Origin of the sequence: Moorena sp. SIO3I8 (genome assembly GCF_010692325.1) — a bacterium.
Classification (GTDB): Bacteria; Cyanobacteriota; Cyanobacteriia; order Cyanobacteriales; family Coleofasciculaceae; genus Moorena.
The window spans coordinates 1-22,898 of sequence record NZ_JAAHHW010000044.1 but is presented as its reverse complement, the minus strand read 5'-3'; the positions used below and the strand labels follow the sequence as shown (position 1 = coordinate 22,898).

Annotated in this window: 22 protein-coding genes and 1 pseudogene; 13 read left to right on the top strand and 10 right to left on the bottom strand. The window is 43.4% G+C overall.

Annotation, left to right across the window (positions count from 1 at the left end):
- Positions 1-21: 21 nt before the first annotated feature.
- Positions 22-432 (bottom strand): DnaJ domain-containing protein, encoded by a 411-nt coding sequence (locus F6K51_RS17980; RefSeq protein ID WP_293022376.1) that lies wholly within the window; start codon positions 430-432, stop codon positions 22-24.
- A gap of 633 nt (positions 433-1,065) precedes the next feature.
- Here F6K51_RS17980 and F6K51_RS17975 point away from each other — a divergent pair.
- The gene (locus tag F6K51_RS17975; RefSeq protein ID WP_293022374.1) at positions 1,066-2,238 is read left to right on the top strand and encodes a pyridoxal phosphate-dependent aminotransferase; all 1,173 of its coding nucleotides are present in this window, start codon (positions 1,066-1,068) and stop codon (positions 2,236-2,238) included.
- A 60-nt stretch (positions 2,239-2,298) separates the two neighbouring features.
- Here the strand turns inward: F6K51_RS17975 and F6K51_RS17970 are convergent, their stop codons facing one another.
- Together F6K51_RS17970 and F6K51_RS17965 are read right to left on the bottom strand one after the other, a co-directional pair.
- Positions 2,299-2,790: a helix-turn-helix domain-containing protein gene (locus tag F6K51_RS17970; RefSeq protein ID WP_293022372.1), complete on the bottom strand. Its 492-nt coding sequence runs from the start codon at positions 2,788-2,790 to the stop codon at positions 2,299-2,301.
- Between the two features lie 256 nt (positions 2,791-3,046).
- Positions 3,047-3,364, bottom strand: coding sequence for an NfeD family protein (locus tag F6K51_RS17965; protein ID WP_293022370.1), 318 nt, complete (start codon positions 3,362-3,364; stop codon positions 3,047-3,049).
- 310 nt (positions 3,365-3,674) lie between these two features.
- Between F6K51_RS17965 and F6K51_RS17960 the strand changes: the two genes are divergently transcribed.
- Complete coding sequence (locus F6K51_RS17960; protein WP_293022367.1) at positions 3,675-3,836, top strand: hypothetical protein; 162 nt, start codon at positions 3,675-3,677, stop codon at positions 3,834-3,836.
- Between the two features lie 12 nt (positions 3,837-3,848).
- The gene (locus F6K51_RS17955) at positions 3,849-5,243 is read left to right on the top strand and encodes a sugar porter family MFS transporter (protein ID WP_293022363.1); all 1,395 of its coding nucleotides are present in this window, start codon (positions 3,849-3,851) and stop codon (positions 5,241-5,243) included.
- 212 nt (positions 5,244-5,455) lie between these two features.
- Here F6K51_RS17955 and F6K51_RS17950 read toward each other — a convergent pair whose 3' ends face one another.
- Positions 5,456-7,558 (bottom strand): M48 family metalloprotease, encoded by a 2,103-nt coding sequence (locus F6K51_RS17950; protein ID WP_293022360.1) that lies wholly within the window; start codon positions 7,556-7,558, stop codon positions 5,456-5,458.
- Positions 7,559-7,744: 186 nt separating this feature from the next.
- Positions 7,745-8,065, bottom strand: coding sequence for a hypothetical protein (locus F6K51_RS17945; protein ID WP_293022357.1), 321 nt, complete (start codon positions 8,063-8,065; stop codon positions 7,745-7,747).
- Between the two features lie 1,097 nt (positions 8,066-9,162).
- Here F6K51_RS17945 and F6K51_RS17940 point away from each other — a divergent pair.
- From F6K51_RS17940 to F6K51_RS17930, 3 genes and pseudogenes are all read left to right on the top strand, one after another.
- A complete protein-coding gene (locus tag F6K51_RS17940) occupies positions 9,163-10,605 on the top strand; it encodes a HAMP domain-containing sensor histidine kinase (protein ID WP_293022355.1) in 1,443 nt (480 codons plus the stop codon).
- A gap of 80 nt (positions 10,606-10,685) precedes the next feature.
- Positions 10,686-11,102: pseudogene (locus F6K51_RS17935) on the top strand (element excision factor XisH family protein).
- Positions 11,090-11,431, top strand: coding sequence for a XisI protein (locus F6K51_RS17930; RefSeq protein ID WP_293022352.1), 342 nt, complete (start codon positions 11,090-11,092; stop codon positions 11,429-11,431). The pseudogene F6K51_RS17935 and the gene F6K51_RS17930 overlap by 13 nt, the downstream one beginning before the upstream one ends.
- Positions 11,432-11,508: 77 nt before the next feature.
- Here the strand turns inward: F6K51_RS17930 and F6K51_RS17925 are convergent, their stop codons facing one another.
- Together F6K51_RS17925 and F6K51_RS17920 are read right to left on the bottom strand one after the other, a co-directional pair.
- Entirely contained in the window at positions 11,509-11,961 is a 453-nt protein-coding gene (locus tag F6K51_RS17925) for a DNA-binding protein (protein WP_293022349.1), read from the bottom strand.
- Positions 11,936-12,202, bottom strand: coding sequence for a hypothetical protein (locus F6K51_RS17920; RefSeq protein WP_293022346.1), 267 nt, complete (start codon positions 12,200-12,202; stop codon positions 11,936-11,938). Before F6K51_RS17920 ends, F6K51_RS17925 begins: the two co-directional genes overlap by 26 nt.
- Before the next feature lie 23 nt (positions 12,203-12,225).
- Between F6K51_RS17920 and F6K51_RS17915 the strand changes: the two genes are divergently transcribed.
- The 6 genes from F6K51_RS17915 to F6K51_RS17890 all read left to right on the top strand — a co-directional run bounded on the left by F6K51_RS17915 (position 12,226) and on the right by F6K51_RS17890 (position 16,576).
- Positions 12,226-12,357: a hypothetical protein gene (locus F6K51_RS17915; protein ID WP_293022344.1), complete on the top strand. Its 132-nt coding sequence runs from the start codon at positions 12,226-12,228 to the stop codon at positions 12,355-12,357.
- 108 nt (positions 12,358-12,465) lie between these two features.
- On the top strand, positions 12,466-12,702 hold the full coding sequence (locus tag F6K51_RS17910; RefSeq protein ID WP_293022341.1) for a hypothetical protein: 237 nt from the start codon (positions 12,466-12,468) through the stop codon (positions 12,700-12,702).
- A gap of 130 nt (positions 12,703-12,832) precedes the next feature.
- On the top strand, positions 12,833-13,672 hold the full coding sequence (locus tag F6K51_RS17905; RefSeq protein WP_293022339.1) for an Rpn family recombination-promoting nuclease/putative transposase: 840 nt from the start codon (positions 12,833-12,835) through the stop codon (positions 13,670-13,672).
- A 253-nt stretch (positions 13,673-13,925) separates the two neighbouring features.
- Positions 13,926-14,525 carry a hypothetical protein gene (locus tag F6K51_RS17900; RefSeq protein ID WP_293022336.1) on the top strand — a complete coding sequence of 200 codons (600 nt, stop codon included), beginning with the start codon at positions 13,926-13,928 and terminating at the stop codon, positions 14,523-14,525.
- A gap of 62 nt (positions 14,526-14,587) precedes the next feature.
- Positions 14,588-15,361 carry an ATP-binding cassette domain-containing protein gene (locus F6K51_RS17895; protein WP_293022333.1) on the top strand — a complete coding sequence of 258 codons (774 nt, stop codon included), beginning with the start codon at positions 14,588-14,590 and terminating at the stop codon, positions 15,359-15,361.
- A 114-nt stretch (positions 15,362-15,475) separates the two neighbouring features.
- Positions 15,476-16,576, top strand: a complete 1,101-nt coding sequence (locus tag F6K51_RS17890) for a heparan-alpha-glucosaminide N-acetyltransferase domain-containing protein (protein WP_293022426.1) — start codon at positions 15,476-15,478, stop codon at positions 16,574-16,576.
- A gap of 40 nt (positions 16,577-16,616) precedes the next feature.
- Here F6K51_RS17890 and F6K51_RS17885 read toward each other — a convergent pair whose 3' ends face one another.
- Positions 16,617-17,339 carry a response regulator transcription factor gene (locus F6K51_RS17885; protein WP_293022331.1) on the bottom strand — a complete coding sequence of 241 codons (723 nt, stop codon included), beginning with the start codon at positions 17,337-17,339 and terminating at the stop codon, positions 16,617-16,619.
- A 376-nt stretch (positions 17,340-17,715) separates the two neighbouring features.
- On the opposite strand from F6K51_RS17885, the gene F6K51_RS17880 reads away from it, so the two are divergent.
- Positions 17,716-17,967, top strand: coding sequence for a DUF6761 family protein (locus F6K51_RS17880; protein ID WP_075904034.1), 252 nt, complete (start codon positions 17,716-17,718; stop codon positions 17,965-17,967).
- Between the two features lie 172 nt (positions 17,968-18,139).
- On the opposite strand, the gene F6K51_RS17875 is transcribed toward F6K51_RS17880, so the two are convergent.
- Positions 18,140-19,372 carry a glycosyltransferase gene (locus F6K51_RS17875; protein ID WP_293022328.1) on the bottom strand — a complete coding sequence of 411 codons (1,233 nt, stop codon included), beginning with the start codon at positions 19,370-19,372 and terminating at the stop codon, positions 18,140-18,142.
- 254 nt (positions 19,373-19,626) lie between these two features.
- Positions 19,627-20,952, bottom strand: coding sequence for an MFS transporter (locus F6K51_RS17870; protein ID WP_293022326.1), 1,326 nt, complete (start codon positions 20,950-20,952; stop codon positions 19,627-19,629).
- Between the last annotated feature and the right edge of the window lie 1,946 nt (positions 20,953-22,898).

Sequence of the window (22,898 nt, the reverse complement as noted above, 5' to 3'; positions counted from 1 at the left end):
TCACAAATAATCACCAGTCAGTTAATCTAACCAATCATCGATTTTCTGGCTGGGATAGACACGCCTAGACTTTGGATTTCCCTGATTCTGACTCCCAGTTTTACTTTCACTAGCTTCGGTGGTCACAGGATCAACTTCCCTTTTATATAAGCCTGACTGACGATATTTGTTTTTTAATGGTGATTGGTTTTGGGCTTTAGGCTTGGGGTGTCTATTTTTCCAACTGAGAGTTTTTTGTAAAGAGCGCAATTGGGCATGAGCTTCATTGATTTGTTGTAGCTTGGAGTGAGCTTTCTGTTGTAGCCGGGGATTACCAGAAAAACGGTCAGGATGCCATACCCAGGTCAAATCGAGGTAGCCCTGGTGAATCTCCTCCTGTGAAGCTCCAGGCTCCAGCTCCAGGATTCTGTAGTATTTCTCTACCTCTAACATTTACAATATCCTCTTCCGACAGTGACAGGAAAATCAATTAGTAGACACAAAGAAGCCCAAACAAACTTGTTGGGGCAAATTTCGCGCTGTGATGAAAGCCCTTGAGTCAGTTCCTCACTACCAAAGTGCTGGAAAAAACTCAGGACTTTAACACTCAGCACTGACAAACTTTTACTTTTATAGCTACTTACTTAGTTCAGGATAAAGGCATCTTATTTTGAAATACCTACTCGATCTAAGAGTCATAAGATAAGTAATTTTGCTTATTATTTTTGTAATCTTATTTCAGTAAGGCTTCTAGAATTTAGATGCGTTTGTTCTGCTACTTAGTCAAGTAAACAATAAATTTAAGTCTGAATTAATTGGCAGTAAATTGCAGCAAAAAAACACATCAATTTAAGAAATATATAGTTTCTAGTCTTTAGTTAACGTAAGTTCATGGTTTGACAGCAAACCTCTACAGCATTGATTAGCCCTGATTAGGTAACAAAGGCACAAGGCTGAAAGATAAAATAAATATTAAAAAAAGCTAAAAAAAATCTAAAATTAATTCTGAATGGCTAGCTAGTATGAGAAAATGATAAGATTGTCAAGGCAATCGGATTAACAATTCCTCAGTTATTATTTTTGAGCATGAAGCTGGCATCAAGAGTTGGTCAAGTTACCCCTTCCTTAACTTTAGCCATTGCTGCTAAAGCCAAAGCCATGAAGGCAGATGGGATTGATGTTTGTAGTTTTAGCGCCGGAGAACCGGATTTTGACACTCCCGCTCATATTAAAGCAGCCAGTAAGCAAGCCCTGGATGAAGGAAAGACTAAGTATGGTCCAGCTGCTGGGGAACCGAAGCTAAGAGTTGCGATCGCAAATAAACTGCGCCATGAGAATAACCTGGATTACGATACACACAACGTTATTGTCACCAACGGCGGTAAGCAATCCCTATTCAACTTGATGCTGGCTCTGATTGAAGTGGGAGATGAGGTGATTATTCCTGCTCCCTACTGGCTTTCCTATCCAGAAATGGTGAAGCTGGCTGGTGGCAAACCTGTGATTGTCCCTACAGATGCCACTCAAGGGTACAAAATTACACCGGCTCAGCTCCGTTCATCCATCACACCCCAAACTAAATTATTTATTCTCAACTCTCCGTCTAATCCCACCGGTATGGTTTATACTCCCGCCGAGCTAAAAGCCTTGGCGGAGGTGGTGGTAGAGCAAGATATTCTGGTGGTTTCTGACGAAATTTACGAGAAAATTCGCTACGATGGGGCTCAACACCTTAGTATTGGGGCAGTAGGCTCAGAAATATTCAAGCGCACTATCATTAGTAATGGGTTTGCTAAAGCCTTTGCCATGACCGGCTGGCGTATCGGTTATATAGCCGGTCCAGTAGAGCTAATTAAAGCAATGACCACAATTCAGAGTCATAGCACCTCTAATGTTTGTACCTTTGCTCAGTATGGTGCGATCGCAGCTTTGGAAGGTCCCCTTGACTGTGTAGAACAGATGCGCCAAGCCTTTGCCGAACGGCGAAAGGTGATGTTAGAGCGCCTCACGGCCATGCCTGGACTGACTTGTGTGAAGCCAGACGCTGCTTTCTACTTATTCCCTAACATTAGTCAAACTGGTTTAACCTCTTTGGAATTTTGCGATCGCTTGCTCAGTTCCGAGCAAGTTGCTGCAATTCCTGGTATTGCCTTTGGTGCTGATGATTGTATCCGTCTTTCCTATGCTACGGATATGGCTTCCATTGAGAAGGGGATGGATCGGTTGGAAAAGTTTTTGCAACAAATCAATGGCCACTGATAACATTCGGGGGCTTTCAGATAGTTCTGTGATTTGATATCTCTGTTCTGCTCTGCATAACTAGCAACTTGAGTTTCCACCACGAGCAGAAAAACTACCACCAATGAAGTGAATATCACTAAAGGTTTCGTTCGCGTAGCGTGACCGTAGGTCAATCCACAGACGAGCGCCACAAGGCAGTGGAGTGTCTGGCTGATATACAATCCGGCAAGGACCGAGGATTTCTACCTGGTTGCCGTATACATTGTTGCCACTTCGTTTTACTGAAATCACTGGCTTGCGCTCTTCCGGGCTTTTGTGGATATTCGAGCCAATGTGATTGCGGTTGACATTAATCTTGGCTAGAGCCGGAGTACGACTGGTACGCCATTTTCCTTTTGGTCCTCTAGTGCCTTTAATGATTTGAGGCAGATTGTTGAACAGGGGAATAATCCAGAATTTCCCACTTTTATAGGCACCTCGGACGCGACCCTTCTCTAGGAGTTGGCGCAATCGCCGAGGAGAAATACCTAAAAGAGATGCGGCTTCAGTAGTACAAACGCACTTGTTCATAGCTGTTTCTAAAAACTATACCGATAAAACTATTATAAAGAAAAAGTAACCTTGGTGTCAAACTTCTAGTAAACTCAGCTATTAAATAGGGTTAATTATTAAGGAACTTTAACGGTAGAGTTATTTCCTAAGTCGCTCAAAATAGTGATCTTAGTGGCAAAGTTCAAGTAAACCTAGAAGCCCAATACTGTCAACCCTAGGTTCAGTATTGGGCTTCTGAAGTTAATTAGTTTGGATTACAGAATACTGTAAACACTCACACTCGTTGAGTCCAACTAAACAAGCGTGAGACAATCCCTCTGGCTAGGTTTTGGCTTGACTCTTGGGAATCGTCGGGAAAAATATAACCCACTGGTACCACAATCAGGGTAATGCCCCGCCGACCAACAACTGTAACTGGGTCTTCAGGTTCAAGGGTGACTTGAAAATCAGAGCATACTTCTGCTGGCCAGTAAGTTGCTTTAAACTTGACTCGTCCTGGCTTATGAGGGGTAATTGTCTTTTCTACCTTGCCAGTGCCAGGCTCTGAGAATAGGTTCATTTCTTCCATGGTGGGGTTTTTAGTTGATTCCATTTGCTGCAAGCTCCCTCAGCTTTACCTTACCTTTAAACTCTACTTTCCTTCTTTAAAGCCTGGTGAGGTATCCCATGCCACTATTTAAACCTGTACACAATTCCGTGGTAGTTAGGGTCTTGGCAATATTTGGCTGTAATCCTAGCTCTGTCTATTATTGGACGCTACTATGCCTAAGGTGATAGGTCGTTCTTTCGATAGACAGTTGCTTAACTGGCAACTTGTCCACCTAAAGAATTAGGGCAAAAAGCTTCCAGGTATGGATGATACCGAGTTGCATTCAAACAGATTAAATTGGTTGGATAGGGAGATGGGGAGATGGGGAGATGGGGAGATGGGGAGATGGGCGGATGAGATTGTTGTACCTTTGACCGCAACTTGGTATGAATATAGAAAATTGAAAAGTGATGCAGCGCTACTCCCTACTCCCTACTCCCTACTCCCTACCGGCTTAAGTACCTCATCCCATTGAGAACTGCTATAAATGATAAATGACCAACAACAATACCATATATCTTTTGTAATTCTGATTTCCGCAGTAGCTGCCATTGGTGGTTTTTTATTCGGTTTCGACAGTGCAGTGATCAATGGCACCATTACAGCACTGCAAAAAGCCTTTGACTCCACTAGCGTCGGGACGGGATTTTCAGTATCTTCGATGCTGCTAGGTTCTGCAGTTGGGGCGTTTTACGCTGGACAAATGGCGGATTGGTATGGCCGTAGAAAGGTGATGCTGATGACTGCTGCTTTATTTACGATCAGTGCCATTGGCTCTGGTATAGCAATCAGTATCTGGGATTTTATAGTCTATCGACTGGTGGGTGGCATTGCTGTGGGTGCCGCTAGTGTAATTAGTCCAGCTTACATCGCAGAGGTTTCTCCAGCTCACCTGCGGGGAAGGTTAGGTTCTCTGCAGCAATTGGCCATTGTTATTGGTATTTTTATTGCTTTTGTCAGCAACTACTTGATTAGTATGGCTACCGGTTCAGCAGAAGCACCACTTTGGTTTTCTATACCGGCTTGGCGCTGGATGTTCTGGATGGAGCTTATTCCAGCAACTGTTTATTGGGTCGGGGCTTGGTTGATTCCTGAATCTCCCCGCTTTTTGGTCTCTATTGGCCGATTGACAAAAGCTGCTGCTGTTTTCGCCAAGATTGAGAGTGGTGATGTCCAAGCCAAGGTCTTGGAAATTCAGCAAACACTTCTCAAGGAGCGCAAGCCTAAACTGTCTGATCTGATTGGTAAAAATGGTATGCTCCTTCCCATTGTCTGGGTAGGCATGGGACTATCTCTATTTCAACAGTTTGTGGGAATTAATGTAGTATTCTACTATGGTAATGTGTTATGGCAAGAGGTAGGGTTTTCAGAAGGAGATTCCCTGCTAATTAATGTTATTACTGGCGCTATTAATCTTATTACTACCCTTTTAGCGATCGCATACATCGACAAATTTGGACGCAAACCCCTTCTGCTGATCGGGTCTATTGGGATGACCTTGACTTTGGGGATAATGGCATTTATTTTCACTTTCGCCCACTTGGATAGCGCTGGTGAATTGATTCTGACTCACTCTCAAGGGATTGTTGCCCTCTTCGCCGCTAACCTCTATGTGTTCTGCTTTGGCTTTTCCTGGGGACCAGTGGTCTGGGTGATGCTAGGGGAAATGTTCAACAACCAGATTCGAGGGTCTGCACTGTCTGTTGGTGCTTCAACTCAATGGCTGGCAAATTTTTTCATTACCATCACCTTCCCCATTCTCCTGACTAGGTTTGGTTTAGGTACTGCTTATGGTCTTTATACCATTGCTGCTGCTATCTCCTTTTTCTTAGTTGTGTTCGCAGTTCGGGAAACCAAAGGTAAGGAACTCGAAGCCATGTGATCGTAAGTATTCAGCTATCAGCTTAAGCGCTACGCGCACGCGTGCGCGTTCAGCTATCAGCTATCAGGGGCTGGTGGCCACCCTACTTGAGGTGATTTTGAATAAAATAAGCTGTTCACTTAGCTTGAGCCTTGGCCTATGGCTACCCTACGGGAATGGCTGACTGCTGACTGCTGACTGCTGTTCGCCCAGCGTGCGCGTAGCGCATATGCTTACTCCTGCTGTTTTAGCTCCTGCTCATCTTCTTGCATTAGCTCCTGTTCTCCCTCCTGTTGTTGCTCCTGCTCATCTTCTTGCATTAGCTCCTGTTTTCCCTCTTCTTCTTCCTTCTGCTTTTCCTCATATTCTTTGAGAAGTTCAGCAACTCGCTTCTGAATTTCTAGGTGTTTTTCTACACCTTCATAAGTATAACGGTTGTAACCATTCCTGTCAATTATAACTTCTAAATTATTAATCCGTTCTTTAGTCTCTGGGTGAGTTGAAAGCCAAGGAAATAAGGGTTTTGGTCCACCTTGATCATGGAGAGTAATCATCAAATTGCGCAATCCATCTGCTGCATAGCCACTAGCCGCAAGAATTTTAGTTCCTAAATCATCAGCCTGACGTTCCATATTCCGGCTATAGTTAAGTACAATTAAATTAGCAGCAGTGCCACCATAGGGGATAAATTGGGCAATGTTAGCAGTCAAGTTACCTTGAGTGACTAACTGGAAACCGTGGGATAACACAGCATGGGATAGTTCATGAGCCAGTAAACCAGCTAATTCTGCTTCGGACTTGGTTTTTAGGATAGCCCCAGCGTTGATAAATATTTTACCTCCCGGTAAAGCGAAAGCATTGAGTTGGTCATCCATAACTACATAAAACTCGTAGTTAAACTCATCGCGACCTGTTACCTTGGTAAGTTCATTTCCCATTTCCCGCACATACTCCAGCACTTCTTCGTCTTCTAGCATCGGTAATTGCTTTTGTGCTTGCTTAGCAATTCTTTTCCCAATGCCTGATTCTCCCTGAAGCATTAATACCGTTGACTCTATTGCTGATAGCGGACCAAAGAGATTACCAGTAAAAACATAACCTAATGTGCCAGTAATCACATTCATTATTGTATTACCGGTAATTTCATTCCGGAGATGGGAAATGTGGCGGTCTAGATGCTGATCAGCGAGCTGAAGAAACTCTTCCGATTGAGGATGCTCAGTATTAAACAGGGCAAATTCACGAGCTACCAGAGATGCTTCAAACCAATTTTCTGAGTCTGCTAGCATTGCCATGGTTACCTTGATTAATTCCGGCTCATGGGGATATAGATTTTTAGCTTGCGTTAAAACTACTAAGGCTTCATCAAGCCGCTCATAATCTTTTAGAGCTTGAGCGTAGCGTATATGACCGGGAATAAATTCTGGTTGCTGCTCTACTAAAAACTTTAGGGGAATCAGAATTTTACTTTCTAAATTCTTTTCTAACCCTGACTCATAGTTACGCCAGTACACTCCACCAGCGGGAGAGAGTTGAGCGGTGTCGTAAATTGCCTCCGGTAGTTCTTGAACTGGTTCTGGATTATCAAAAGGATTCTTGGCTTCACGATATAGTTGTTCAGCACCAATTATATCTCCACTTAGATAAAGTCTATCGGCTTCAATCAGTTTCTGCTGTTTTGCCAGTTCTTCTGGGCTGATTTCTTCAGCTTCTGCTTCCAGGTCGTTTTCGTTAGCGTCAACAGCCGTTGTGGTTTCTTCTTTCTCTACCTCTGTATCCGCAGTTTCTGTATCCGCAGTTTCTGTATCTGAAGCTTCTGTATCCGAAGCCTCTGTATCCGCAGTTTCTGTATCTGAAGCTTCTGTATCCGAAGCCTCTGTATCCGCAGTTTCTGTATCCAAAGCCTCTGTATCGGAATCAGTATCTTTGGTATCTGAGTCTATTGTAGGTACAGTTGTCGTAGAGCTGTCTGTTTCTGGAAGCTCCCTATCTACTAAGGTATCTTGCTGCTCCGTGTCTTCAGTGGAATTATCCGGTAATGGCACTTCTATATCTATAGGATTTCTAGGTATAGGTATACCAGTATCGGAAGTTTCGGTAGAGGCATCGGTAGTCGGTGCTTCAGTTTCAGATATATCCCCCGACCTAGGAACTTCAGTATACTCTGACATGTCAGAAACCTCAGTAGCCCATGCATCTGAGACAGTTAGAGGTTCACTACTGTGTTGGATCGGTTCCGATTCCCCGATTTTGGGAGACTCAGCTAAGGCAGTTGAGGCTTCACCCGCCATTAGGATTCCTGACAAAATTAGCAGTAAATTTCCAAAACGTTTCATAATTAAATTGTCGGTATTGACATCCTCCCGCCGCTAAATCAAAGATTATAGCGGGGGATTCCTAAACCTCACGATTTAGGTTTTCTGCTTCTTAGCAACAGCCTCCACCCTAAGCGGGGTTTTATGGTCTTACGTTCGCTCCACAGACTATCCCCGCAAGCCCTGCGGTTCTCATGTGTCGAATTTTTACAAAGTATTGATATACTTTTGATTCAAGGGTTGGACTTCCATTGCCCCATCCTCTTTTCCCGGTCTACCGATTTTGCTGCGCCGCCAGATTACTGGACTTCGCTCGTATAGGCTGTCTGAATCCATCGTCTCGGGTGGGTCGTTGACCATCTTTATTCTAGCTAGTCTCATTGATATCGTCAACGGACGCAATTCCTGAGGGGCTGTGTGCTGAACCTGCGTCCGCACTTTATAAGCCCCGTCTCCCGCTAACCCTACGGGTATAACGGGAGTCTCCTTGCTCTTAAGGATGACTAGAACGGCATTTGGATAGAACATGAAATTAGACTTCTTACAGCAGTCTAAAAATTCGGATATCCGATCTCGGAAGGATTATGGAGACTAGTTTTGGACTTTTGCAAGAGGTCTAATATATAGCAATTCTACGACTTGTGAGGTACACAATTTCTAGATTTTAGGGAACAGGGAACAGCGGTTCTGGGAACAGGGAAGAGATAAGACGGAATAGCGATGCACCTCTTGTTCACAAATGAATTCCCATTGGTAGATAGTATAAATATACGTTATTTTACTGATTACCGATACTCATAATTGGGCTATGTTCATCAAATGAAATAAATTACGATAGGGAGTTAAATCAATCCCGTTCAACACGGTGGCTTTTTACTCGGCTACAAGAAGATACTTACTGTTACTAACCTTAGGCTAGTCTACCCAATCAGATTTTCTGGGTGCATCTCAGTTTTTAAAATTTGCCGTAGGGTGCGTTAGGGGGGCCTTAATTTTTCTCCTCGTAGTCAGGGTTTGGACAGGCCGCCCCGTAACGCACCACCATGTCAAACAGGAAAAATGAGATGCACCCTTTTTTATTCACTTGTTTTGGTAGTGTTATTGTAAGCATTCAGCATAATGCCGTCAGCCTTGGCCACGCGACCCGAATGGCCACGCTGTCTTGATGCAGTCGCTCATGGGGGAAACCCCCAAGACCGCGCTGCATCGCTACTTGAGGTGCTGTCAGCATACGTAACTCAGCATTATTCCAATGTTTACCTGTTTTATTCAAAAGCTGAACGCGCACGCGTGCGCATTAGCTGATAGCTGATAGCTGATAGCTGAATACTCAAGTGTTATCGGTAGTGTTTATAGTCCAGTAGTTATCCCTCGAAAGTAATTCTAGTTCCCAAATCCCAATTCCCCTATACCAATCCTAAAAGAATTGCGAGAATTTTTGTTCCCTTTTCCCTACTCCCTACTCCCTGTTCCCTGTTCCCAGATCCGCTGTTCCCTTTGGTATAGCTTGACAATCCCCATCCTCCATTAGTTATCTGATTTTAACTCCTCTATCAGTAATTTCTCAGATTGTTCTGTCAACGTGATAATTAGTAATATTAATATAAATAATCCTACAAAGACTGATGAAGTTCCCCAGCCGTTTGCTGGAAATATTCTTGACTAACTCCTACCTAAACCTTGATTTACGTTCCCTACGGGTAAGACTAACCTTAGGAATTGCGGCGGTTTCAGCCTTAGGTATGGGGAGTTTGGCAATTTGGACCAGCTGGAAAATGCAGGATATTCTGGTTTCTACTCACAAACAGAGTATTAGTTATATTGCAGAGCGCTTCCCCCAGGATGTGGAAATCTATAGCGATATGGTTACCATGGAAACTGGAATGCAAAAAGCAATTGATAAACTCAGCAATAGTAACACTCTACTCTGGGTAAAGCATCCCAACAATGGTATTGTTGCTCAATCTGAAGCGCAAGAGGTAATAGAAACCCTGACGTCTCCAAAGTTTTTGTCACAAATACCGCCCATGCCGGAAGTCTTGGAAGTAAATGGCAGCTACTGGGTGGTTTGCGGCACTACTTTGGAAGTAAAGCACTCCCTACTTGGTAAGTTTTACATTGCCCAAGACATTACTAGTGATCAAAAGATGTTTTTGCAGCTGATCCGGAGTCTGGGGATTGCTACAGCACTCGCTATTGGAGGAATGTGTATTGCGATCGCATTCTATATTAAGCGATCGCTCCAACCACTACAGATGATGAGTCAGCTAACTGAGAGTATTTCTGCGGATGATTTGGGAGATGTGCAAATACAGCTCGATAATGCTCCCAGTGAAGTCAGAGAATTGGCGCAAACTTTTGACGAAATGCTCGTGCGTCTGAATGATGCCTTAGAAAATCAACGGCAATTTGTTAGCAATGTATCCCATGAATTGCGTACTCCTTTAACCTTAGTCTCTGGCTATGTCCAAAGTACGTTACGTCGCGGTGCTAATTTGACTCCACCTCAGCGCGAAGCCCTAGAAATTGCGTCTTCAGAAGCTGACCGCACGGTGCAAATGTTGCAGGATTTACTGGATTTAGCACGAGCCGATAGTGGTCATATACACTTCAATCTAGAAACCTTTGTTCTAGATGACTTGGTCGAAGAGGTGGCTGAGATGGCAAGACAATATAGTAAGCGAGTTATTAAAGTAGAGAGTAATAAACCTGGGATTTGGGTCAAAGCTGATATCAATCGCCTCAAACAAGTCTTACTGAATTTGATTGATAATGCGGTAAAATACTCAAGTGTCGAAAAACCAGTCACCGTTAACTTATCTCAGGTGGATGGCCGTGGCAGAATTGAGGTCTGTGATCGTGGTATTGGTATACCTTTAAAACAACAAGCCCGTATTTTCGACCGCTTCTATCGGGTCGATGAAACTAGAACACGTTCAACTGGTGGCGCGGGTTTGGGTCTATCCATTGTCAGGACGTTGGTCGAAGGCATGGGGGGGAATGTCAAAGTGCGATCGCAGTTAAACAAAGGAAGTACATTTACAGTTTGTTTACCGTTAAAGTACTAGGAAATATTGCCGGGCATCAGGATTTTGGTATGACTATCCTATTATCGGTAGGGTTTTCCTGAAGATATTGCTATTTTACTATGGCAAGAGACAAGTATCATGAACTAGTCAAAGCAGCGCTAGTCAAGGAAAGATGGCTGATGATTACGGATGACCCGCTCATTGTAGAAGCTGGCAAACGTAAGATTCAGGTTGATTTGGGAGCTGAACGGTTAATTGCTGCTCAAAAAGATGGTGAAAAGATTGCTGTATAGATAAAAAGCTTTATTGGTGTCTCAACGCTTCATGATTTTTACCAAGCTTTGGGGCAATTTAGTTTTTATAAGTTTGCTCTTGAAAAAAAGATGCCAGAACGAACATTATTTTTAGCTGTACCAGATGATACCTATGACGATTTTTTCAAGGAAGACTTTATTATGGAACTACTGGATCGCTATCAGGTGAAAATGCTGGTGTATCGGATAGATGAAGCAATTATTGAACGATGGATAAAGTAGCTAAATATAAGTCAATTGTTCGTCAAATCACCATAGAAACTGGGAAGCTGGGTGAGCGTCCTGATGATGAGGTGAAGAGTCAGATTATTTTAGATGATGAGAGAGGACACTACCTGCTTTATTTCAATGGATGGCGTGGCTCTAAACGAACTTACGGTTGTTATCTACACATTGATGTTAGTCACGATGGGAAAGTTTGGGTACACTACGATGGCACTGATTTGCGTATTGCAGAGCAATTGGTACAGCTCTCAATTCCTAAATCAGATATCGTATTAGGGTTCATCTCACCAATTAGGCGAGCAGATACCGGGTTTGCTATCAAGTAAGTCTTAGGATTGGTAAATGCAATCACCTAGCGTGACCTACCGTCAATCCCGACAGTCAAAGACTGTTGCCATGATCATTAGCGAGTGGCGGGGAAACTGCCACCAATGAAGTGAATATCGCTGAAAGTTTCGATCCACAAACGAGCGCCACAATCGAGTGGATTATCCGGCTGATACACAATCTTACACGGACCGAGGATTTCGACCTCGTTGCCGTAGAGATTGGTGCCCTTTCGTTTTACTGAAATCACTGGCTTCCGGTCTTTGGGACTTTTCTTGATATTCGAGCCAATGTGATTGCGATTGACATTAATCTTAGCTAAAGCAGGGGGACGACTAGTGCGCCATTTGCCCTTTGGTCCACGGGTACCTTTGGTAATTTGTGGCAAATGGTTGAACAAAGGAATAATCCAGAATTTCCCGGTTTTATAGGCACCCCGGACGCGACCCTTCTCTAGAAGTTGGCGCAATCGTCTAGAGGAAATTCCTAATAAAGATGCCGCTTCAGTAGTACCAACACACTTGTTCATCAGTTGACTCTCCTTTAACTATTCCTATAATACTATTATAAGAGAGAAAATAAAAATTGACAATGTCAGGGAATCGGGAATCGGGAATCGGGAATAGGGAGGAAAGCGTGGTAAAGGTGGTAAATAGTGTAAGGGTGGGTAGCAAGTCAAGTGCTGTTGTTTCCACTATTAGCGACTGCGTTAATACCGGAATAGTTAGGAAATCGGGAATTGGAAGCGGCTCCAAGGTCGCATCACCCATAGTTCTCTAAAAAATTAATTAATTTGTTACACAGGATTTTTCCCCACTCCACTACTCCCGATTCCCGATTCCCGATTCCCTGTTCCCTACTCCCTAAAAAATTTGTTACAAAAGTTCTTAAAAAATGTTATAATATAATTTTTTTTGTGTTATAATAAAATTACCGTGGGCGCTAAAACGTTCCACGGTAAAAGCCAGCCGACAGTTTCTCCAGGACCCCAGGCTGGCTCTAGACCCCCAGTTAAGGAGATACCTAATATTTTATGTCGTACTCTCAACGCCTACACCCATGGGTAGTTGTTCGGCTGTTGCCCGAAATGCAACGGGTGGTTGTTGCTCGTTTCCGCAACCGTTCTGATGCGGAAGGTCACTTGCAGGCTCTGAAACGACTGATGCCTGATAGGAAATTTATCATTATCTTCGATATTGGTCAGCCTATAGACGCCCAGCCTATAGACGGCGAGCCTATAGACGACGAGCCTATAGAAGAAGAATCTTAAGGAGCAGGGAGTGTGGGAAGTGTGGGAGACCCAGCTCCCCAGCAATCAAATTTTAGTCTGACCCCAGAAACAGCTCTGCAAAGTAGAGTGGGCGTTCTTCAGTAATTAGTCTTAATTCAGTCAATAGTCTATGGCAAAACGTGCAGATATTGGTAGCAAACGTCTAATCAGTCTCGCCCCCAATGCTTGGGTGCAATGGGTAACCGGTAATCCCCAAGTGCGAGCATCGGAGTTACTCGATGCTGAATTCCAGTGGATTAGTCGGGAAAGCGACGTAATCGTCAAAGCAAAGAGTCCTGAACATCAAGAATTTCTGATTCTCAACGAATTACAACTGCGCTATAGCCAGGCCATGCCTAAGCGCATGCGCAATTATGTTGCCTTAGCTGAGGAGAAATATAACCTATCCACTTATCCAGTATTAATTAACATCTTGCCGCCCCCAGCCACCGTTACCATTGAAGACTGCTACGACAGTGAATTCATGGGATTAAAGGCGCATCAAGATTATCGGGTAATTAATCTGTGGGAAGTAGATGCTGACTTGGTACTGACACAACCTTTACCATCCTTACTACCGTTTGTCCCAATCTTAAAAGGAGGTGGTAGTGAATCGAAATTACGCTCAGCAGTGCAGGCACTACGAGCGGATCAAACTTTGAACCAACTAGAACCATTGTTAGCTTTCTTTGCTAGTTTTGTACATAAGATACCGTTAATTCAACAAATCATGAGGTGGGATATGACAGTATTACGAGAATCACCCTGGTATCAAGAAATTTTACAAGAAGGAATTCAACAAGAACGTCGCCGGAGTTTAGAGCGCATCCTTAACCTGCGATTTGGAGATATTACTTTAGATATATCCCGGAAAATGCCAGCTTTAACTCTCGAAAAATTAGACGAGTTAATCGCCATAGCATTAACTGTGAATTCTTTAGATGAGTTTACTCAACAGTTGCCCAATTAATTAAATAGACCCACACCCCACCTTGACCGTGGGGTTGGTTTTCCTCGGCTATGAGTTTTGATGCGCTCAATCGACTATAGAATTTGAAGTTGAGATAACATTTATCATAGCTATGAGGTACGCTTGAGCCATTAAGAATTAAATTCGCCACGGGTCGCACCTGAGGTAAACAGTAATTTTTACCTACTCCCTACTCCCTATTCCCTATTCCCTATTCCCTATTCCCTATTCCCTTATTCAACCCTTTTTAATTATGTTACAAAATCAACAAACAGCATCTGAAACTAACCCTGAGACTAAACAGTATAGCCCTTCTGTATTTCGCATCTCTCCTATAATTCGGATTACCCTAATAACATTTTATTGGGCGCTGTTGATACCATTACCGTTTTTAGCTAAAGTATCATCGACTCCAGTATCGCCAATAGTCCTGTGGATAGGAATTAGCTTAGGATTTCTAGCCCTCTATGGTGCCTTAAGCGAACAGGTGATTGTAGATGACGAAAAAATTCAGGTGGCTTATCCCAATTGGGTGCCCCGATTTTTCCGCAAAGGTTGGCAATTACACTGGAAGGAGGTGAAAGACTTAAAAATGCGCACCACAGGTCAAGGAGGGCTTGTTTACTATTTCGTTAGCCAGTCTTCTGACCAAGCTTACTTGCTGCCAATGCGAGTAGTGGGATTTAATCGCTTAGTTAAGTTAGTACAAAACTATACCGGGATAGATACTACCGATATTCGTCCCCTAGCCCAGCCTTGGATGTATCTAATTTTGTTCGGATTCACCCTCTTGCTATTACTTGTAGATGGCTGGACAATAACCACAGCTATTAATCAGGGTTTGATTTATTAATCACAATACCTTGATGCAGCTCCTCCCCATGAGCGACTGCATCAAGACATTGATAATTTTGAATGGGAGCAAAGCGATTGACTAATCCCCTGTTGCAGCTCAAACAGGTAAGCCTGACCCTCTCAACCAGGGCTAAAGCAGCTGGAATACCTATATTAAGTGATATTTCTTTCGAGGTCAGCCAATGCGATCGCATCAGCGTGATTGGACCATCTGGTGCGGGTAAAACCTCTCTGTTGCGGCTGTTGAACCGACTCAGTGAGTCCACCCAGGGAACAATTTATCTAGATAATCAGAACATCCGGAATATCCCTGTCCTAGAATTGCGGCGACAGATCATGCTGGTCCCTCAAGAACCAAAACTGTTAGGGATGACCGTTCAGGAGGCTCTAGCTTATCCGTTGGTATTGCAACAGTTGCCAAAAAAAGCGAACGCACAACGGATACAAGAGATTCGAGAGAGACTGCGCATCCCAGCCGAGTGGTTAGAGCGTACAGAGTTACAACTGTCTTTCGGACAACGGCAATTGGTTGCGATCGCACGAGCACTAGTTGTCCAACCAAGAATAGTGTTACTCGATGAGCCCACCTCAGCCTTAGATGCTGGTATAGCCTCTCAGGTGATCAGGGTATTTACAGATTTAGCGCAAAAGGAGCAGATCACAATTTTGATGGTCAATCATCAGCTAGATATGGCTGAGTTATTTTGTAATCGAGTATTGTATTTCCAAAATACTCAGTTACTCCAAGACACGACCGCTGAGCAGATTAATTGGCAACAATTACGAGAGAGATTAGTACAAGCAGAAGCTGAAGCATCTCAAGAGTGGTCTTAATCATTTGTTGACAGTTGACGGTTATTTGAATTTTGCTAGCATGCCTATTGCTAGCATGCCTATTGTCTATTGCTAGCATGTCTATTGCCTCTTGCCTCTTGCCTCTTGCCTATCATGCGTCTAACCTCTCTTGATGTCTTTCGAGGTATTGCCATGGCTAGCATGATTCTAGTCAACAATCCAGGAAGTTGGTCTTATGTCTATCCCCCCTTACTTCACGCTAAGTGGCATGGTTTTACACCCACAGACTTAGTATTTCCTGCCTTTTTATTTATTGCTGGTGTAGCAATGGCTTTTTCCTTAGTCAAGTACACCAATAACAACCAATCCCTATCCCAAGGATATTGGCGTATTGGCAGGCGATGCGCCATTCTATTTGCCCTAGGCTTATTGCTCAATGGTTTTCCGACTTACAACTGGGATACTATTCGGATTATGGGTGTCTTGCAGCGCATTAGTCTTGCCTATCTCCTTTGTGCTGTAGCAGTGCTAAATCTAAGACGACGGGGTTTGTGGGTACTGACCGGAATAGTTTTGCTAGGGTACTGGGCAGCGATGTCTTTATTGCCAGTTCCTGATTATGGTGCTGGTAATCTCACACCGGAAGGGAATTTTGCTGCCTATATCGACCGTATGGTATTGGGAACAAACCATTTGTATAAACAAGCTCAATTTGATCCAGAAGGACTCTTTAGCACCTTCCCGGCGGTAGTAACTGTTTTGGCTGGCTATTTCGTTGGGGATTGGCTACGCCATCAACCGATACAGTCCCGTACTAGTTTGGGATTAGTACTATTTGGTCTAGGTTGTCTTGGTTTAGGCTGGGTTTGGGATTTCTGGTTCCCAATTAACAAGCAGCTATGGACAAGTTCCTATGTAGTCTTTTCTGCTGGTTGGTCGATGGTGTTACTGGCTGCTTGTTATGAGTTAATTGAAGTGCGGGGATTTCGCCAATGGGGATGGCCCTTAGAAGTGATGGGGTTAAACGCAATTTTTCTGTTTGTCGCATCTGGTTTAGTAGTTCGTATCCTATATCGAACTAAGGTAGGGACAGGTGATAATGCTGTGAGTACCTATACTTGGATTTATGAAAATCTGTTTCGGTCGTGGGCTGGAGCCATGAATGGTTCTTTGATCTTTGCGATAGTGAATGTACTGTTGTGGTGGGTGATTCTCTATGGGATGTATCGGCGACGCTGGTTGATCAGGATTTAAGGGTTGATGATTAATTGACGCAGAACCTCTAATAAATTTTTTAAATTGCCAATTCTGTCCCAGGTGTTGGATTATTCTCACTTATCCCTTGATTAAACCGATAGCCAACATTGCGAACCGTTTGAATAATGCTGGGTTGTCGAGGATCGGTTTCTATTTTTTTGCGCAGGGCAAGGACATGGGTATCGATGGTGCGCGGATTGTCAATCGCATTGGGCCAAGCGCGGCGCAATAATTCAGAGCGACTCAAAGCCATTCCCTCTGCTTGGGCAAGTACGTAGAGCAAACTAAATTCTTGGGGAGTCAGGTCAATAAACTCTTCTTTAAAGCGGACACGACGCTGGACTAAATCAATTTTGAGATCACCGTAGTCTAGAGACAGGGGAGCCACCGTAATGCGGAGGCGACGAATTAGGGCTTCTACCCGTGCCATAAATTCCTGTATACCAAAGGGCTTGGTCAGGTAATCATCTGCCCCAGCTTTAAGACCAGTGACGATATCTCTTTCACTATTACGAGCAGACAACATTAAAATTAGAGATTTTCGCTGTTGCTGAAGCCAGCAGCAAAATTCAACCCCATCGCTGTCTGGTAAATCAGAGTCTAGGATAACCAGAGTGGGTTGGCGATGGTGAAAGTCTTCCTTGGCTTGATCAAGATTTTGTGATTGATACACCCCATAGCCGGATTTCTTCAGGTGCGACCCTAGAAGCGATCGCAAATGAGGGTTTCCTTCAATAATCTGAATTCTAACTGAGCCCACGGCACTTTAAAGTCCTCTTAGCCTTAGCCGTTGGGATCTAATCCTAGCAAAGGTCACGTCAACATTCTGTAACAACTGCTACTGATGATACCGATATTGGCTTGGGTTCTTAAAATACGACTTCCTAGTGGCACGATCGCGACCAGGTCAGAGGGACAATAAGGACAATAGTAAAATTTCAATTTACCATTAATTTTAACTGACCATTTTTAATTATAGCATATAAGATGCAATTTAGTCTAGCTAACATAACAAATAATTGAGAAACGTATCGAGGACTTGCTACTTTTGCTAAACTGAAATTAAGTTGGCGTATCCGAGTTTCTACTGAGTGAGCCAATACCACTACTGTTGATACTCAAAATTTATTAAGACTATGCTGCAAGATCCTCAAGCTATACGCTGCTATCAAAAACTTACTGACTCCCTAGTCGATTTGTGGAATCGAGGTTATAGCTTCGATGAATTGCGGCTATATATCGATGGCTATCTTTCTGCCCTCAAACACACAAATACCCTTGAATCCTATATAACCTACCGCTTAGAAGAAGATGCCATTCGTTATCTTCGTGATCCATCCAACTTTGAGATGGTACCAATGCCGCAGCCAGAAACCGACTACTTTTAAACCTTAAACACACAGAACCCCACTCAATCATATCAAGTCTATTGGAGTACTCATCCTATCCGTTAGCTGGTAATAGGCAATTACCCATTACCCATTACCCATTACCCATTACCCATTACCCATTCCCAAAAAGCGATAGGCTATTCTCTTGAGTAATTAACTGGACTTGATATCAGTGGGTTTTCTTAGCAATCTGCTTTTCCCAAATAGCAACTAAATTCTGAACCCTCTGATCCCAACCATACTGGGAAACACACTCCCTACCGTTGCGACCCATTTCCTGTCGCAACGCTGGGTTCTCAATTAGTACTTTGAGCTTATCGCAGAAATCTTCCTGATTCTGGGGAGTGAACAAAAAACCATTCCATCCGTCTTGGATATTCTCCACTACCCCACCTGCTTCAGGAGCGAGCACAGGAATTCCAGCAGCGAAGGCTTCTAATATAGTTAGCCCTCTAGTCTCCTTTTCTGATGCAGTGATATGAATATCACTATTGACCAACAAAGCTGGAACATTTTCCGGTGGGACTCTACCGAGGAAGTAACTATTTGGTGTTAACTTGCTTAACCTGGTAGCAATCTCATCCCGCATCGGACCATCACCAACAATGATCAGTGCGATTTGGTCACTGTTGACCTCTTGTACAACTCGTAAAAAGGCATTTAGGGTAAATTCCCACCCCTTATCTGGAGTTAACCTACCTAGAAAAACTAACTTAACTTTACTGTCAACCCCTCTAAGGTCATAGTTCTTCTCAAAAAACTGTTCCTCCTGTAAATCCGCAGAGAATTTACTAGCATCAAAGCCAAGTAAATTGGCATAAGTGGTGTTTTTAATGCCTAGATCGATAATCTTTTTATGGGTAATCCGACTAGACACTAGGGTGACATCATAAGAATTATACACTGAAAGCAATATGGTTTTAAAAATAAATTTAATTCCAGCGACGACCACAGACGGTAGAGAAAAGTAATCTTCGGCATAGTCGAGAAAATTAGTCCTAAAAAAACTCACACAGGGAATACCAGCCTTTTTAGCAAAAGCCACCCCAGGCACTCTAAAAAAGCCAAAAAACAGTCTTTCTGGTTCATCAACATGAATAATATCGGGCTGGAATTTTTTTAACTCCTGGAGGAGGATTGAATAGGAACTTCTACGCACCTGACGCTCAAACTCTAAGTCCATGAATGAGGTACTCGGTAAATTGATGATTCTCACTCCAGGCAGGATTTGACCAGTATAATCTCGCCAATTGGGATAGACATCTTCTAACGCACTGTAGTCAGGACAAAATAACAACACCTGGTGTCCCCACTGACTCAGTCGTTGTAGCCTAGATAATCCACTAACTGTTACGCCATCAATGACAGGCAAGAATCCAGAGGTGATAATAGCAATTTTCATAGGTTAGTAGAATCTATTACACTCAGAGCGTGTTTAATCTGTAGAGCCAAAGTATTGAGGATGGATCAATTTTTGCATAAATCCTCAGCAGAACAGATCAGGCAAATCTAATAACGTTTCATACCAAATCCGGGTTAATTACCCCCTTTTTAAGCAAAAAGCATGAGGAGCGTGACTAAGCGTGACTAAGCGTGACTGAGAACAGGAGAAAGAATGTTGGAATCATAAAGAGGGTTTTTGAAGCGGATTTGCTATCAAACACTACTAGAGGTAGTTAAACCTAGGTTAGGGTGAATCGCATCCGGCAGTTCCTTTTCCACTCGCCGTATGGGTGGATATCGATAAGCGATAAAGCTTGCCAGGATGTTCAGAATTCCCATCAACAGTAACAGCAAGCCCATGCCACGCCCTGGACCAACTCCAATGATATGGCCAATACTACCTGCTAACAATCCATCGGTAGCCATCATCGGTTCTAAAACATGATCGACTAACGGTCCGGTTAGCATGTGGGCAAGGATCAATAAGGAGTTTTCGATGGCCAGTTGTAAGGCGAAGACCCGTCCTTGCAGATTAGCTGGGACTTTGTTCTGCCAGATAGTCTGATTACAGCTAACGATAATGGGTTGAGCAAATAAGACACCAAAAGCCCCAAGAGCAGCCAAGCTCACAGAAGCGCGGCACCCACCTAAAAGTAAGAACAAGCCTTGCAGGATTACAAAGCTAAAAATACCGTATATCCTGGGCTTGGGTCCTCCCCAGGTAGTCATGACCAAGCTACCAATCAGCATCCCACAACCGCCAATAGATAAAATCACCCCAAGTTCAGCACTGGAGGCAAAACTTAACACCAGTGGCCAGAACAACACCTGAAGAATACCCATACTGAAGTAGACCACGGCAAAGAACATCAGCAACCCTCGTAGTCCTTGGCGTTTGGCAATGTAACGCCAGCCTAATACTAGATCTTGGCGCAGTTGAGAGAAGTGGGCTTGCTTTTGATTAGTGTGATGGGTAGACTGGAGATGGGGAATCTGAATACTTAGCAATGTTGCTAGGGCAAAGATGAATGTGATGAAGTCTATTAATAGAATTCCCTGCAAGTGGATGGTCTCCAGCAGCACACCCGCCAAGGTCGGTCCAAGAATCTTGGCAGTTGCCCTAGAGGCTTGCATCATGCCATTAGCACGGCTAAGATGTTCTTGAGGCATCAGCTGAGTCGTAGCTGCTGTATAGGCTGGCAACTGGAAAGCCTTAAACGTTGAACTGATTGCTACGACTAGGTAAATGTGCCAGATCTCTAACCTGCCCGAGAACACCAGAGCCATAACCACCAGTGTGCTAGCCCCTGCCACGGAGTCGCTGAGAATCATCGCCCAGCGTCTATTCCACCGGTCTACGAATGTACCAGCTATGGGTGAGATTATAATATTTGGTAGGTGAATAAATAAAGAAATTAGGGCAAATTGGGTGATTGAACCAGTGGTCTGGTAAGCCCAAACACCCAGAGCAAATTCGGTAAGATTAGACCCCAGAAGGGATACTAGTTGTCCCAACCAGATCAGAAAGAAAATCTGCATTTATTGTGTCTTTTTCTACTTTACTCGTCGTTATACTCCGCCATCGGCGGGATTATTGTACCTTTTATACATGAATGACTGAACCCCTTGCCAGTTCCCGCTCAGCTTACACCTTGAGAGGTAAAACAGTCTAGCTCGGGGAAAAAGACTGTTGTGGGTGGGCTTACTGATATATCTAGTATGCTGGCAAGTTTTATTTTATGGGAATTCCCACAAGCCAAAACCCCGTGTTTTTAAACCACCGGATGTAGGCTCGCACCGACTTTAGTCGCGTAGTTGACAATACTTGCGCGCTAGAGTATTAGTGAGATATGGGTACAGGCTGAAAAACCGAGGCGCAACCGGGTCAGAGACCCGCCACTGCTTGACCTTAAAGTAGTAATGCCCGGAGGGTAGGGAAAATCCTCCTTAAAAACCCAATCGTCAATTAACAGTTGGCGTGTGAACCCAGCAAGACACAACTTGAGAAAAAAAACGGTACGGCGGGGCACGCCGGAACCAAGTGAAACAGGGAAGCAACGGACTTCATAAGGCACTTCTCAAAAAGTAACTAAACGCTATCGCGAGACTAGCCCGCTGGGTATGCACGTAAACTGAACTAAAGTCTTGGTTTTGACGGGATTTCGGTTCAGATACTGCCAAGCTTCTGACAGAGTTAGAGACTTGGATACGGAGGTTTAAGGCCGGTCGTAGATCTAGGAATCCCCGTCTCTTTAGAGCGGGGAGTGTCAAGTTTGACGGTACCCTTGATGAGTACTCTTTGTGACATTTTTGCTGAGATTGTGGTGACATTGTCTTGATGCAGTCGCGCTATGGGAGGTACCCCAAGACTGGGCTGGCTTCCCTTTGGCTGCGTTGCATTGCTTTTGACCGACAACTTCTTATGTGGGTGACATGGTGCCGAATCTGCTGATCAGAATAATTCCGTAGTACCTATCTCAGCAGGAAGAGATGAGCTATTGTGGATACCTATCTTGAGAAGCTCAGAAGCGAGAGCTGACTGCTGAATCATTACCAACTAGTTAAGCTTAGTGGCAACAAAATACCAGTGACCCTGGTTATTCAGAAGAGTTTTAACAGTTAGGATTAAAATTGATTTGATTCCCATTAACTATTATATACTTGATTGGCAAATAAAACAAGTATCCTAAACGGGAGTTTTAAATCAATTGAGATATTGAGATATTGAAGATGCTTAACTATATCTACTTCCTTAGATAGTTCCGTTTTGGATTATTTGAGTTCACTAGTTTACTTTTTTTTGAGCGTTTATCCTTCACACTCAAGGGTCAAGCGTCAACTGTAACCCTATTAAATTGATTTCAAGCTATCGGTTATAAAATATACCTAGGTTTGACCCCCCAAAGTATCCCAAAAATCACTGCTAGTATTTGGAATCATAATGATTGACTTTAATTTCGGTAAGAGGAGGTTGAGCTAAAGGACACCATTGGATTCACAAGACATGCTTTGATTGGACGCGATCGCATATTGTAAAACTAATCAACGTTAAACCAGTAACTATAAATAGTTTCATAGTATGATCAGTCGTCATCGTTTTATTCATCCTTACTGATCAACATATTGCTGGTCATCGGGATTTTCTCGCTCCTCCAGAATATCCGTTCCCTTAGCTTGACCTACGGTCAATCGCGTAGCGTGGCCCACGGTCTCTCCTTCCTCATCACTGAAAATTTTGCCAAAATGGCAACCAATTACTAATATGTATAAGTCAATATTGTATAGATGCAGGTTTATTTACTCTTAAGTTCACTGCCATATAAATCTATCTCGAAATGATTAGATTCGGAAGAGGATTAACATAAAATTCAGGGTAAATAATATCGCCAGAGTCTTCTTGATTTTTATAAGTTTAATGAAAGTTAAATTAAGATTGCTTAAAATTGCTTTAATTAACTAAATTTAAATCAGGGCGCTTTACTACA